This is a genomic window from Pseudomonas hefeiensis, assembly GCF_030687835.1.
Lineage (GTDB): Bacteria > Pseudomonadota > Gammaproteobacteria > Pseudomonadales > Pseudomonadaceae > Aquipseudomonas > Aquipseudomonas hefeiensis.
Genome location: NZ_CP117449.1, coordinates 2,131,791 through 2,145,038 on the forward strand (window position 1 = coordinate 2,131,791; position 13,248 = coordinate 2,145,038).

17 protein-coding genes are annotated in these 13,248 nt (G+C 55.7%); 4 read left to right on the top strand and 13 right to left on the bottom strand.

Annotation, left to right across the window (positions count from 1 at the left end; genetic code table 11):
• Positions 1–15: 15 nt before the first annotated feature.
• The 5 genes from PSH57_RS09415 to PSH57_RS09435 all read right to left on the bottom strand — a co-directional run bounded on the left by PSH57_RS09415 (position 16) and on the right by PSH57_RS09435 (position 3,392).
• Positions 16–228: a tail protein X gene (locus PSH57_RS09415; protein ID WP_003199765.1), complete on the bottom strand. Its 213-nt coding sequence runs from the start codon at positions 226–228 to the stop codon at positions 16–18.
• Positions 228–689: a head completion/stabilization protein gene (locus PSH57_RS09420; protein ID WP_305389146.1), complete on the bottom strand. Its 462-nt coding sequence runs from the start codon at positions 687–689 to the stop codon at positions 228–230. The genes PSH57_RS09415 and PSH57_RS09420 overlap by 1 nt, the downstream gene beginning before the upstream one ends.
• 104 nt (positions 690–793) lie before the next feature.
• On the bottom strand, positions 794–1,495 hold the full coding sequence (locus PSH57_RS09425; RefSeq protein ID WP_305389147.1) for a phage terminase small subunit: 702 nt from the start codon (positions 1,493–1,495) through the stop codon (positions 794–796).
• A 3-nt stretch (positions 1,496–1,498) separates the two neighbouring features.
• Positions 1,499–2,518 (bottom strand): phage major capsid protein, P2 family, encoded by a 1,020-nt coding sequence (locus PSH57_RS09430; RefSeq protein WP_305389148.1) that lies wholly within the window; start codon positions 2,516–2,518, stop codon positions 1,499–1,501.
• Between the two features lie 43 nt (positions 2,519–2,561).
• A complete protein-coding gene (locus PSH57_RS09435; RefSeq protein ID WP_305389149.1) occupies positions 2,562–3,392 on the bottom strand; it encodes a GPO family capsid scaffolding protein in 831 nt (276 codons plus the stop codon).
• Between the two features lie 167 nt (positions 3,393–3,559).
• On the opposite strand from PSH57_RS09435, the gene PSH57_RS09440 reads away from it, so the two are divergent.
• Together PSH57_RS09440 and PSH57_RS09445 are read left to right on the top strand one after the other, a co-directional pair.
• Positions 3,560–5,320, top strand: coding sequence for a terminase ATPase subunit family protein (locus PSH57_RS09440; RefSeq protein WP_305390338.1), 1,761 nt, complete (start codon positions 3,560–3,562; stop codon positions 5,318–5,320).
• A complete protein-coding gene (locus PSH57_RS09445; protein ID WP_305389150.1) occupies positions 5,317–6,342 on the top strand; it encodes a phage portal protein in 1,026 nt (341 codons plus the stop codon). Before PSH57_RS09440 ends, PSH57_RS09445 begins: the two co-directional genes overlap by 4 nt.
• Positions 6,343–6,362: 20 nt before the next feature.
• Here PSH57_RS09445 and PSH57_RS09450 read toward each other — a convergent pair whose 3' ends face one another.
• Both PSH57_RS09450 and PSH57_RS09455 read right to left on the bottom strand, forming a co-directional pair.
• A complete protein-coding gene (locus PSH57_RS09450; RefSeq protein ID WP_256452471.1) occupies positions 6,363–6,752 on the bottom strand; it encodes a hypothetical protein in 390 nt (129 codons plus the stop codon).
• Positions 6,737–6,916 (bottom strand): hypothetical protein, encoded by a 180-nt coding sequence (locus PSH57_RS09455; protein ID WP_256452472.1) that lies wholly within the window; start codon positions 6,914–6,916, stop codon positions 6,737–6,739. The genes PSH57_RS09450 and PSH57_RS09455 overlap by 16 nt, the downstream gene beginning before the upstream one ends.
• A 735-nt stretch (positions 6,917–7,651) precedes the next feature.
• On the opposite strand from PSH57_RS09455, the gene PSH57_RS09460 reads away from it, so the two are divergent.
• Positions 7,652–8,101, top strand: coding sequence for a hypothetical protein (locus PSH57_RS09460; RefSeq protein ID WP_305390505.1), 450 nt, complete (start codon positions 7,652–7,654; stop codon positions 8,099–8,101).
• Here PSH57_RS09460 and PSH57_RS09465 read toward each other — a convergent pair.
• Positions 8,000–8,212: a hypothetical protein gene (locus PSH57_RS09465; RefSeq protein ID WP_305389152.1), complete on the bottom strand. Its 213-nt coding sequence runs from the start codon at positions 8,210–8,212 to the stop codon at positions 8,000–8,002. The two genes, PSH57_RS09460 and PSH57_RS09465, sit on opposite strands and share 102 nt — an antisense overlap.
• 232 nt (positions 8,213–8,444) lie before the next feature.
• Between PSH57_RS09465 and PSH57_RS09470 the strand changes: the two genes are divergently transcribed.
• The gene (locus PSH57_RS09470) at positions 8,445–8,660 is read left to right on the top strand and encodes a hypothetical protein (protein WP_305389153.1); all 216 of its coding nucleotides are present in this window, start codon (positions 8,445–8,447) and stop codon (positions 8,658–8,660) included.
• A gap of 86 nt (positions 8,661–8,746) precedes the next feature.
• On the opposite strand, the gene PSH57_RS09475 is transcribed toward PSH57_RS09470, so the two are convergent.
• The 5 genes from PSH57_RS09475 to PSH57_RS09495 form a co-directional block, all read right to left on the bottom strand.
• Positions 8,747–9,934, bottom strand: a complete 1,188-nt coding sequence (locus PSH57_RS09475) for a hypothetical protein (protein WP_305389155.1) — start codon at positions 9,932–9,934, stop codon at positions 8,747–8,749.
• A gap of 88 nt (positions 9,935–10,022) precedes the next feature.
• The gene (locus PSH57_RS09480; RefSeq protein ID WP_305389156.1) at positions 10,023–10,319 is read right to left on the bottom strand and encodes a hypothetical protein; all 297 of its coding nucleotides are present in this window, start codon (positions 10,317–10,319) and stop codon (positions 10,023–10,025) included.
• A gap of 718 nt (positions 10,320–11,037) precedes the next feature.
• Entirely contained in the window at positions 11,038–11,709 is a 672-nt protein-coding gene (locus tag PSH57_RS09485; protein WP_305389158.1) for a metallophosphoesterase, read from the bottom strand.
• Between the two features lie 142 nt (positions 11,710–11,851).
• Positions 11,852–12,451, bottom strand: a complete 600-nt coding sequence (locus PSH57_RS09490; RefSeq protein WP_305444868.1) for a putative adenosine monophosphate-protein transferase Fic — start codon at positions 12,449–12,451, stop codon at positions 11,852–11,854.
• A complete protein-coding gene (locus PSH57_RS09495; protein ID WP_109751605.1) occupies positions 12,451–12,621 on the bottom strand; it encodes a YhfG family protein in 171 nt (56 codons plus the stop codon). The genes PSH57_RS09490 and PSH57_RS09495 overlap by 1 nt, the downstream gene beginning before the upstream one ends.
• Positions 12,622–13,248 lie beyond the last annotated feature (627 nt).

Here is a 13,248-nt window from a genome sequence, read left to right on the forward strand (position 1 = left end):
CTCGTTGCAGGTTGATCAGTCCCATAGGTTCACCATCTGCCGCTGTGGCGCAGCCGTCTGGGCTTCGGGCATCTGCACGGCCAAGCCTTGGGGCAGGATCGGCCCGTAGTCGGCCAGGCCGGGGTTGGCTTCGAGTACCGCTTCGGTTACGCCAGCGGTGCGGCCGTAGTGTCGCCAGCACAACGCGTCAACGGTGTCGTTTTGAAAGGCTCGGACGGTGACGGGCATCAGATCAGCTCCACGGTGGTGCGGTTGATGCCGAGGAAGTCGCGCACGGCCCAGCGCAAGTCGCGGCGGTAGTCGTCGATGTTTGGCGTGAGGTCTTCGGCGTTCTGGTTGCCGCTGTTGGTGCTGTCGTAGGAGCGGTAGCGCTCACACACTTCGGCTCCGGTGGCGGCCTCGATGGCGCGGCGGTAGAGGTGCACCAGGACAGATACGTCGTTGATTTTTTCGCCGGGAACGTCCGCCAGTTCGGCATGGCCTGCGGCTTGCTGGATGGCGCGCCATCCGCTCAGCTCGCGGTTGACGCTAATAGCTGCGGCGACGGCGGCGGTTTCCAAACGTGGCGCGGTGACACTGGCATCGATCCGCAGGGTGGCTCGCAGCTCGTCGAGATCAATCGAGGGCCAGAAGGCGTCGGTGTTGATATGGCCGCTGGCGACGGGGCCGCCGGCTACGAATCCGCTCATGGAAAAGCACTCAAAAATAGGTCGCCGGTGGTCGGGGCTTCACGTTCAGGAGGAGCGGCCTGGCCGATCCGCCCCGAGCCGGCGGGGTGCGTGGGGACGCTCGGTTAGCCAGCGGAGCCGGCAAGTTTGTTGAGCAGGCGTTCGGCCCGCTCCAGATCTTTCTTGCCACCGCAGGCGTCGTGCAGGGCGATGGCTTTTTTCAGTAGATCCACACCGGCCTGAAGCTTGCCGGGTTGGCCCGGGGCCTCTTCGGTGATGCCTTCCAGCGTGGCGCGGCCCATGGCGAGAAACAGCTTGGCGCGGGCCTGGTCGGGCATGTCTTCGGCGTCGGTGAGTTCGGCGGTGCGGTGCAGGATTGCCAGGTCGAACGGTTCGCCAACCTTCTGAGCCTTGAAAGCTGCCGTCGCGACTTCCTCGGCGACCAGGCAGCCCAATGTGCGGGCGAAGCGGTCGGGCATGACCATCTTGTGTTCCAGCACGTAGGTCGCGATGTCGAGCCCACCGGTGAAGTCGCCGGCATCGAAGCGCCAGACCATGACGGTGGTCAGTACCTCGTCCTGCGCGCCCTGGCCGCCTTCCAGCACACCTTGCACATAGGATTCATAGCTCGGCAGCAACTGGCGCTTGAGTTCGGCCTTGCCCTGGTTGGACTGGACCTGTTTCAGGCGCAGGCGGTCTTGTAGGAGCTGATTGAGCTGATGCTCGTAGGCCGTCGCGCCGGCCATGGTCTGGGTGGGCTCGGTTGCTGCCGCCTCGATGGCGGCAGTGACGCGCTGGTAGTGGCGCTTGGCGAGGCTGTTAGCCATGGATCAGGCCTCCTCAAGCTCGATGTTTTCGATCAGGCAGCCGAGGCCGTAATCCTCAACGACATACGCGTCGTTGCTGGACTCGTAGTTTTCGATGCGGTTTTTTTCCGGTGCTTCTTTGACATAACGACGCCGACCACCGATCTGCCAGTAGATAGCCAAGTTCGTCAGGGTGGTGACCAACGCCGCGCCGTCAGGAACATAGGGCACTTCGACCGGTTGCTTCCCGCCCATGCGCTTCTGCGAAAGGATCATGTCGGTTGCCAGTTTTTCGGAGGCTGGCTGTTCCTTGTTGATCAGCGGGAAATATTTGTCGTGCACCAGATTGCTGCCCAGGATGACGACGATGCCCGGATCCTTGCGGTGCCATGGGTCGATGAGGTTGGCGACCGCATCGAATACCAACGCATCAAGGTTGTTGTAGTCAGCCGTGGTACCGCTGCCGATGATGATCTTGCCGGCAGTTTTCCCCTCTTTGAGAACACGCGCAGGCGCGTTGAGGCGGTACTGTTCCAGCCAGCCGATATTGACGTCTTGCAACAGAGCATTGACCTGGCGGTCGGTCGTAGCGGCTGCGCTGACACCATTGAAGCCGATCATGATGCGGTCGAGCGCCTGGCGCTTGAGGATCGCGTCGCGCAGGCGAGCCTGGAAGTCTGGAAATTTCGCCCAGGCGTCGAGCTGCGCGTAGCGGATCGCGGTGTCGAAGTCGGTTTTCTTGGCCTCGTAGCCTTTCTTGTCCAGGGAGGAGACGTCGCGAGGTTGGCGCACGCCGTTGCCGGTGGTGTCGGTACGACCGGCAATGGTGCTGCTGACACCCAAGCCGACTTTCTCGCCTTGGAGTTCATCGACGCCGATGATGCCGATCTTGCCCAGGAACTCGCTGGATTCCTGCATCCGGGTTTCCAGCGTCTGCTGAACCGTAGGGTCAACGGAAAAGGTCGCGGTGGTAGAAGACACACCGTTGAGTCGGGCGAGCTGGCTCAGGTAGGCGTTGAAGTGTTCGCGAGTATCGTTGCGCATGAATATCGTCCTTCGTTTGTTCGGGGCTGTGGGTGGCCGGCTGTTAGCAGTCGGTCATGACCTGTTTGTCGCCACCGGTAACCGGAGGGCGCGTCTTTTGGTTGTGGTCCTGGGTGGTGGAAAGCTTGTTTTTCAGCTCCGTGAGTTCCGTGCCGACCTGGTCGAGCTGGGTTTTCAGCCCCGCCGAGAATTTCTTTTCGGCGGCCAGTTGGTCGGGTAGATCCTTGACGTGTTCGGCGATGGCTTCGACGGCTTCGCCGATCTGGGCGAACTCGTTATCGTCCTTGACCTGCTTGCCGGTCAGCAGCGCTTGCACCTTGTTGAACAACTGGGCGCCGATGCTGGGCTTCTCTTCGATCTCCTCGAACTTCAACTCGGTTTCCACCGCCTCGGTAAACATCGAAGTTGCCGAGTAGTGGCGATCCTTGAAGGGGCTGGCGTCCGGTTTCTGGGCTGAGAACGCCAGGACGTCGGTGCCCAGGCTGGCGGGCGAGTCAGTGACCGCCAGGCCGACGATGTAGGCTTCGCCGGTGTCGGCAAAGCTGTCGTCGATTTCGATGGAGGTGTAAATCTTCTGTTTCGCCTTGTTCATGGCGATCAGCTCAGGGGTGGGCTCAACCTGGGCGAACAGGGCCAGTTTTTTCTGACCGTTGATGTCCACCTCTTCGGTTTTCACTGCCAGGACATCGCCATAGGCCTTGAACGGGCTATCGGGCAACAGGCTGCGGAAATGCTCCAGCCAAATACGGGCGCCGTAGGTGGACGGGTTGAAGTTCTTGGCGGCCTGTTCCAGCCAGCTGCGTTTGATGGTGCGCTTGTCCGAAGTAGCGCCCTCGACGGCGACGCGGAACCAGTTGCTGCGAAACTTCTTCATGCCGGGAATCCTCAGTGCGTTGGGCGCCTGCTGGGTTGAGCAGTGCGTTGCAATGAGGGGCATGGTCGTCACGGGCGCGAGCGGCGGCAACGAGGCGGGACTGTAGGCGGGGAGGGTACAAGGGGCGGCGCTATTGAGTCGTCGCCATGGGCGGCAGCATCTCGGCCATGACGACGACCTGCCTGCTGCCTATCGATCCACGACGCCAATCCAAGTTCCTGTACTGGATGGGTTGGCGCATCTGCGAGATTGCCGAGGCTACGGGCGAAAAGGAAAAAACGCTACACAGCTGGAAGGCCCGCGACGAGTGGGACCGGGCCGACAATGTCGAACGCATCGGCGGCGCCCTGGAGGCGCGCTTGGTGCAGTTGATCCTCAAGGACAACAAGACCGGCGGCGATTTCAAGGAGATCGATCTGCTGCATCGCCAGCTTGAGCGCCAGGCCCGCATTCAGCGTTTCCAGAGCGGCGGCACCGAAACCGACCTCAACCCGAACCTCGCCAAGCGCAACGAGGGACCGAAGAAAAAATCCCCGAAGAACGACATCAGCGAAGACCAGATCGAGCTGCTGCGCGAGGCGTTCATCGACGGCTGTTTCGACTACCAGAAAGACTGGTACCGGGCCGGCAACCAGCGCACCCGCGTCATCCTCAAGAGCCGGCAGATCGGCGCCACGTACTACTTTGCCCGCGAGGCGTTTATCGACGCCCTGGACACCGGTCGCAACCAGATTTTCCTGTCGGCTTCGAAGAACCAGGCCTACCTGTTCCGTGGCTACATCCAGGCCTTTGCCCGGGAAGTCATCGGCGTCGAGCTGACCGGTGACCCGATTGTGCTGCCCAACGGCGCCGAGCTGTTTTTCCTCGGGACCAACGCCCGCACCGCCCAGGGCTATCACGGCAACTTCTACTTCGACGAGTTCTTCTGGACGTTCAAGTTCGAGGAGTTGAACAAGGTCGCCTCGGGTATGGCGATGCACAAGAAGTGGCGCAAAACCTATTTCTCCACGCCGTCGAGCATGGCCCACGAGGCCTACACCTTCTGGACCGGCGAACGCTTCAACAAGGGCAAACCCGCCGCGCAGCACACCAAGGTGGACGTGTCCCACGGCGCACTCCAGCAGGGCCGGTTCTGCGAGGATCGGCTATGGCGCCAGATCGTTACGATCCTCGACGCTGAGCGGGGCGGGTGCGATCTGTTCGACATTGAAGAGTTGCGCCGGGAGTACAGCCCCGAGGCCTTTGCCAACCTACTGATGTGCGAGTTCGTCGATGACGGCGCTAGCATCTTCCCGCTGTCGGTGTTGCAGTCTTGCATGGTCGATAGCTGGGTGGAGTGGGCCGAGGACTACAAACCTTTCGCCATGCGCCCATTCGGCGACCGTCAGGTATGGGTCGGCTATGACCCGGCCGAGACGGGCGATTGTTCCGGCCTGGTGGTGGTCGCGCCGCCCCTGGTGCCCGGCGGCAAATTCCGCGTGCTCGAGCGCCACCAATTTCGCGGCATGGACTTCGCCGCCCAGGCCGCCGCCATCAAGGGCGTGTGCGACCGCTACTGGGTGACCTACATCGGTATCGACGTCACCGGCCTGGGCAGCGGCGTGGCCCAGCTGGTGCGCCAGTTCTTCCCGGCTGTTACTACCTTCAGCTACTCGCCCGAGGTGAAAACCCGCCTGGTGCTGAAGGCCTACGACGTGATCCACAAGGGCCGGCTGGAGTTCGACGCCGGCTGGACCGACATGGCCCAGTCGCTCATGGCGATTCGCAAAACCATCACCGCAGGCGGTCGCCAGTTTACTTACACCGCCGGCCGCAACGACAACACCGGCCATGCCGACCTGGCCTGGGCGCTCTTCCACGCATTGCAGAACGAACCGCTCGAAGGGCAGACCGCTGCCAATACCGGGCGAATGGAGATTTTCACATGACCGAACAACTCGCCAGCCAAGAGCTACTGCCGGCCACCCTCGACGCCGCCAGTGCGGGTACCCAGGTGTTCAGCTTCGGGGAGCCGACGCCGGTGCTGGGTGGTCGGGAGGTGTTCGATTACCTGGAGTGCTGGTTTAACGGGCGTTGGTATGAGCCTCCGTTGTCGCTTAACGGTCTGGCCCGGTCGGTGGGGGCGAGCGTGCATCTGCATTCGGGGTTGATGTTCAAGCGCAACCTGTTGAGCAAGACGTTTATCCCGCATCCGATGTTGTCCCGGGCGGCTTTTGAGCAGTTCGCCCTGGACTTTCTGTGTTTGGGCAATGGGTATCTGGAAAAGCGCCGTTCGGTGCTGGGCAGCACCAGGCAACTGGTGCCGTCGTTGGCGAAGTACATGCGGGTAGGCCCGGAGGGGCAGTTCTACCAAGTGCAGGGGTGGAAGAACGAGCACGCCTTTGAGGCTGGGAGCATTTTTCATCTGCGCGAGGCGGATCTGCACCAGGAGATTTATGGGTTGCCTGAGTGGATCAGTGCTTTGCAGTCGGCGTTATTGAATGAGTCGGCGACGCTGTTCCGGCGTAAGTATTACGAGAACGGTAGTCACGCGGGTTTCATCCTGTATATGACCGACGCGGCACAGACTGAGGCGGATATCGACGCTTTGCGTAAAGCGTTGAAGGAGTCGAAGGGGCCGGGGAATTTTCGGAATTTGTTTGTCTATTCGCCGACCGGGAAGAAGGACGGGATTCAGCTAATCCCTGTCAGCGAGGTAGCGGCCAAAGACGAATTCAACTCGATCAAGAATCAGACCCGTGATGACGTGCTGGCGAGTCTGCGCATTCCACCGCAGTTGATGGGCATTGTGCCGCAGAACGCGGGCGGGTTTGGATCGATCAGGGAGGCGGCGCAGATCTATGCGGCCAACGAGCTGGAGCCCATTCAGACACGGATGACGCAACTGAATCACTGGCTAGGGGAGGAGGTCCTGCGCTTCAAGCCCTATGAGATCAGGGGGGAGGCCTAAAGCCTCCGCGCAGCAAAAGGCTATCTTCGAAAAAGAGAGGTCTTGCTAGGCATGATCATAGGGTCATGCGAGTTGTAGTCGACCAATGCGATATGTGAGTCGTTGAATTTCTGAAAATGGACTACATAATTTGACGTTTTATAACCGCCGGCCGGGTTGCGACAGAGATTCCAGCGGGGATGGCCGATATGAACATGCCAAAGTCTGTGTCGCTTAGCAAAAGCGATCTTTGCCTGACGGTTTGGGTCTGAATGAGGAACGTTGTCGGTGGGGCCTTTTTTTCCTATGAACGTGCGCAGACCATGCGTCTCAAAGTGGAATACAAACTCCTCAATGAGGTCTTGCTCGTCTTGGGAGAGATTTACAAACAGACCGGTGAAATGTTCGCTGAATTCTACTTGGTTCGGCATTTATTGGCGTTCTCGCGCATCCATTCACGAAAGCTTTCGCGTGGCAAACCTTCAGGCATGACGAAGCGCTGCCCTTCCTCGATAGCCTTTCGCATGCGCGTGATGTCGAAATTGACCTCCTCTGACGAGGGGTCGTGCTGTGCTGGCTGGTATTCTCTTTTCATGGTCCTTGCACCCACTGGGTGATTGCGGTTCTACGCCTGAAACAGACAGCCATAATTTATGGTGACGATTTCACTGAAGGTATAGTCTTTGATCGCCCGCGCAACCTAAAAGTTAATGGTGTAGGCGAATATCCCGACGGAAGGTCAATTCGCCATCAGCTCTGAAGGCAGCTTACCGTCTCGGCCTTACGTTCCCACAGTCGCCCCTTCTGAAGCCATTCAAATACGTGATGTTTGCAATTTAGCCGCCCTCTGAGGCGGCTTTTTTTCGTTGATGAATCGTGCCCTGATGTGGTGCGTTATTCGGGGCCTGTGGCGTGCTTCACACCTGGCGCGCGCCGTCGTCCCCCCACCGCGCCTGCGGGCTAAATAGGTCTTTTTTTCTGCACTTCTGCGCCGTAACCCAAGTCAAGCCAGCCGGGGGCTGTCTGATCGTATCCAGGCTATGGAGTACCTGCGGAACCCTGCGAAGGGGGGCTTTTCGCAACTCTCACACGTACGCCCGGTGGCCAAATTCAATTGGTGCCTCGGGAAAAAGGTTAGGTTTTTTTTAATTGGGTTATTGATAGCTGGAAGCCCCGTCTTTGTTGGGCTTGCGACCTAACTTTGATGGGTTAGGTTGGGTTAGGTTAAAGGTTATGTTTTTTTAAGTGTCTGTTTTTAAAGGAGTTTAATAGCTAAAAATTTAACATCAACAAAGGTTAGGAAATTACCAAACCTAACCAAAAGCTAACCTTGGAAATCCGCCGCAAAGCCTTATCCGGCAAGGCTTTCAAAGTGGTGGGCGAAAAACTAACCCTCCTAACCCTTTTCCCATGGGTCAACATGAAAATGCCGAATAAGCCTAGGGCGGGGCATCTGCTGAAGCTGTATTCAGAGTTGCGCAATCCTCAAGCTCTCATTCACTCGCACGCACTCTCATCCACGGTGCGTCAGTCCGTGAGGTTGTGGGTGGTGTTGGGATTGGAGCGACAAGCACTACAGCGCGCCCATGAGCATGCTGTCTGGTGCCTGGAGAGGATTTTGGAGGAGAGTGAGTGGTGCGAAAGTGCTACAGGCTTGGCTGCTCAGAAAGGCTCGTATTTACGTGGCCGGCCCTCTGATTCGAGCCAGACCTTGTTTTATATGGCCTGCATTTTCACCAATCGTGCTAAGCGCGCCTCGAACATTCTCACTCGTCTCTGAAGCGTCTTGCTGCTCAACCCACAGTGTCAACTCCATTACTGCTGCTTCTAGGGCTAATTGATTTTGATAAAGCCGTTCCAGAACATCCGACAGGGAGTATTCGCTTGCCATGGCTGCCGACTCGATTCGAAAGAAATTAAGCATAGCAGTAACCCTGATCGGGATTGCTAGACGCAGCGAGAACGGGGTAGGACTTCAGTGCGCTGGATTGGTGTTGCTACAGAAGTGGTACGGGCTTTTACGGGGTGCGCTACAAGGCTGGTTTACGTAGGCTGTAGAATTAAACATTCCAATCCATCTTACGTTCTCACGAGTGACGACTTAGCCACCGGCCCTCCATGGGGTGTTTCGCCAGCGCCTGGCCGAGGTGGAGAGCGCCGCCAGCAAGGATGATTGCCAGATCGCCGTGGCCCGCGCCGAAGGCCTGGTGGGCGGTCTGGAGGCGCTGACCCAAGGCATCACCGCGCTGCAAATTGAGCAGATGTATCTCCTGATCGAGAATACCGCCATCGCATGTGTAACCGAGTTTGAGCTGAATGGCCCGCCGCTCTCTGTTTAAGGCAAGGTCGCTTAAAGCTGAACGTCAGTCGCTAGCTTGGCCATTAGTTCGCTGGCGATATTGTCGACAAGGATTTTTATTAAGAATCATTGAGGTGGAAACATCGGTTTTAGCTTCCCTTCCACAAATTGATGAGGCTTCCAGCCCCCAACAATTTTATCCACGACAAAAGCATCAAATACACTCAAGGCTTGAGCGCCCATCGTTGCTATGCCACCAGTAAACGCAATATCAGTTGCAACTCCTAAGCCTGTAAAAACTGCCCAGCGCAAGCTCTTCCCTGATAATTTCTGAGTCCATGTTTCTTTAACGATTTCTTGGTAGTACGCCTTGATTAATTCGGCGTCTACTGGTTGTTTGTGTAACCAGTGTCGAAACTTGTCGGCAGTGTCTAGCAAATCGACTATAGATGAGAATGGTACTTTGCCGGTGTTAACGGCCTCGCGTATTGCGTACGCATCTGTTAGCGTGAGGTCTGTAAAATTTCGGATTTCAGTTTGGCTGGAGTCATATATCTTTACTATATTTTCAAATGTGCTGGCCTGGACGATTCGCTCAAATGGATTTACGGCGATCTCGGAGTTAAGCGTTGCGGCGATGTAGTTACATTGGTAGGCACTTTGCAATAGCGTCAGCAGAAATCCTTCAGTAACAGTCCAGTCCTTGGGGGCGGTGCGTTGAAAATGTCCATTGAGATTTGGGAAGTCAATGTTTGTGTCAACGTAGAAGAACCCGTCTCGCTGCTTCTCGATGTTGAATCGGAAGTCGGCAGGGCACGTATATGCTGGAACTAATTCATTAATTACTAATCTCATTGTATCTGAAGTGGTTTTGCTTTCAGCAATTGTCTGATAAACCGACCACAAGTTGTACTGTTCGTAGCTCATTGGCTTGAGCAGATTGGTGAATTGTTTGGCGCCAATTTTAGCTTGGCTTGTCTTGGCTGTAGCTTCGAGGAAAGTCTGTGGGGCTCTGATTTCTAAAACATTCTTGGGTACGGAGATTCTTATAAATTTGTGTTTGTCCCGTTGGTTTGGGATGTGATTTGTAGATACTAGCGTATCGTCGTCAAAATAGTGAATCTCAAGTCGTTTATCTCGAAGTAGGCTTAAAACAATAAAGGGTGGGATGCGAGAGAAAAGGTAAGATAACGTCTGGCTGTTGGCAGCGATGATAACTTTTCCGTAAAAAAGAAGACCTTCAGCAATTGCCCCAATATCTAGGAGCTGTTTGCTGGGACCTACAGCGTTTCTGAATGTTATCGCCTCAAACATGCGTTTTCCTCAGTAAAGGGGCGGTTTTTGTTAGCCAACATCGTAGGCTCTGATTCTCGCTGGGAATCGCGTCCGTCTGATCGCGAATCTATAGCAATCGTTTCGCTTCCCTGTCTACTGATTCCTCACCTATTACATGACGCGCCTTGGTCACGCCCCATGCCATCGCTCTCGTCATCGATTCGTTAGGCCGGGAGTCGAACGCCTCTTCGTATACTGATTTGCCCGAAGGGGCGTAGACGCCGATGAACATCTGGGTAGCGCCTGTACGCGAGAGTCTCACCCGCACTTCTAGGTAAGAGCAGTCGCTCAGGGTTTTCTCATCGGTCCTGTGATGAAGCGTGGGGTCTGACCTGCTCCAGTAGATATCGCCGCGCACTTGCATACGGCCCTTTAGCAGCCCATCTGCTGGAGGGTTAATATTTGATAAGGGACGGGATGCTTAGCCTTCGGAGAGAGAGTGGTACAAAAATGGTACGCAGTCAGGGGAGACAAGCTAGAAGTCAAATAAAACGGGGGCTGTAAAGAAAATGCGCCCAATCCATCATGGGGGCGACGGAAAAACGGTGGGACAGTGAAATAGCTGGGATCATGTGCATCGCTTGATCCAATCGATCAAGATACGAGCAGGTGCCTTGTTTCGATAGATAAAACTGCAGCCTCTCTAGCCGCTTTGATTGCAGGAGTGGACTGCGCAGGTACCCCCACGACCTTATCACATACGTCACACACTGAAACCAAAACGCCCTTTACCTCACCAACACCATCGTCGAATGGTACGTTTCTGCGGGTAAGTGTCGTCTGGACCAAGCCTTCGCAGTGACAGCAAATCGCTCGACTCTTATCGCGCTCTTGATAAAGCTTCATAGTCATTAACTCATTGATGAGCGCCGGAACTATAGGCTTCCTGATAAACCTTCAGCAAGAAATTGTCACGTAGGAAACTTCCCTAAATTATGTGCGATGTCGATTATAGGGCTGCTGGGCTGCAGAGTCTTTGAACTCTCAAAACTGAATCGCCTGGTACGCTTCCCGGTAACCTAGGTCACTTCATCTGATGGGTTCTGCCTCGAAGAAAAAACTGAGTAGAGTGATGTGTTGTCTCACTCGCTCATGCTCATACTAATGATGGCTTCGGTTTGGATATCAACCAGACTTAACGCACCATCAGAAAATGCGCAACCAGTGTCGATATATACGACATTGCCCAAGCGCATAATGCTGGGTACTGTTGAATGTCCAACATAGAGTCGGTCTATTCCTTCGATGGGCGTGTGGTCGTTTTGCTCGATTTTTTCTCTAGCATACAGCGCTGTGTCCAAGGCTTGCCGCTGATGCTGCGCTCCCGATTTTCCAGTGATAGCATCTTTAGCTTCTTGCCAGCCATCGTTACCCCTTATGACAGGGGCTTCGGCATGGACTATTCCAATTGTTTGATCGCTTGCTAAATTGATTTCAATGATCAGTGGAAGTGCTTGCAAGATTTTTAAAAGCTCATGCTGAACGGCTGGTTGTAGCTCGTAGAGCCAGGCACCACCGTTTCGGATATGTCGGGGTATGTCCCCATAGCCGGAGATGCAGTCAATAAGCATCTGCTCATGATTGCCACGGACGGCATGGAACCACGGCTTCTCAAGCCATTTCAATATATCGATGGAGTCGGGGCCTCGGTCGATGAGGTCTCCCACGGAAAAAATACGATCCAGCTCAGTGTTGAAGTCTAGGTTGTTTAAGGCTGCTGTTAAAAGTTTGAAATGTCCGTGAATGTCGCCCACCACAAAGTCGCGACCTTTTTTGTTGGGTGGAAAAGATCTCGTCCTGTACATTTTGGTGCTTCAGCAGATGTTGATTGGCGGTGACTGTATCACTTGGCGAAATAAACAGTAAGCCGCTGGGCGGGGGAGCAACGTTGTATGGTCAAGCTTGAATCGCCTGCCCAATACACTTCTCAAAAACCTGCTCCATAGGCTCCATGACGCCGTTGTAAGCCGCGATATTGGCGTAGATCCACTCGTCCTTCTCAATCCCCCACCAACTGATTTCAAACCCGGCATTCATGATGAGGTGTTCAAACAGAATGCGCTGGGCACGGCCATTGCCTTCGCGGAACGGGTGTACGACGTTGATGTCGGAATAGGCCTCTGCCACGGCAACTATCAGTCCAGCCCGGTCCATGCCTTCGAACCAGTTTGCCGCCGCGATGGTCGTGAAGACCTTGCTGGCTTCCTTCTCCATGTATTCTGGTTGGCAAAAGCGGGTGGCTTGTTTGGACATGCCGACGGTGCGCAGTTCTCCGGCCCATTCGAACAGGTCCGAAAAGAGGACTCGATGAATGTTTTGAAGGTAGGCCAGGCTGTAGGGGGGAGGGCTGAATTCGACGTTGTCCGCTGCGATGGCCGAGAGTTGTTGTTCGGCTTCGCTTAGGGTCGGTTCGTCACGGATATCGAGTTTGTTGCGAAGGACTGTGGAGCCGGGATAGCAATAAGCGTCCTCGCCGACTCCATATTTGTCAGCCATCAGGTTCTGGTCTGGGTAAAGGCCTTCAAGACCTCTTCACGCGTTGGCATTTTGCGTTCGCCGTCCGCGAAGGTCACTTTGAAACCTTCCAGACGGAGGCTGGCCGCGTAGTTGGATCTACGCGTTCTCGCGGCATAGGCCTTTTTGGTTTCAAGGCTGACATTGCCCATGGGCTGGACCTCAAATCGCGTTGGTGGGCGGATTATAGCCCATCCCGCAGACGTGGCCTATGTTGCGGCTCGGGCGAAAGGAGTGAGCGCTCATTCGTTTCGAGATTTGTCCTTGCAGCTCATAGCTGCGCTGCTGAATCCATCGCCGGACACCCCCATCGGAAATTTCCCTCAAGACGCGTCGCTCCCCGCTGACTATCCACCCAATTACCCCGTGCGCTAAGTTCTCTCCGTCGCTGCAAATTCAGCGGCAGGGTGTGGAAGCCCTTACTCACTAAGCGCGTACCGCCGCAAAATTTAAAGCAGGCACTTTTCTTATGTCTGCTGTTAAATTACGGCGGCTGTACGCGGGGCGTCTTCGGACGCGCCGAGTTCCTTAGTGCTCGGACCTTCCACACCCGCGTACAGCTGCCACCCATCATGTGGAAGTGATGTCGGCAGATTTTTTCTCACTAAGGAATCAGCCAATGAAAAAGCTCACCCCCAACCCTCCGAAAACCACAGCCAATCCAAGGTGGTTTTCGTCTAGCGTCACCCAAGAATATCTCCTGCCAAATATCCGAATCTCGATCCCGAATTCGCTCTCTTTGCCAGCGGCACCCCAATCAGCCACTGACCTCCCATCCC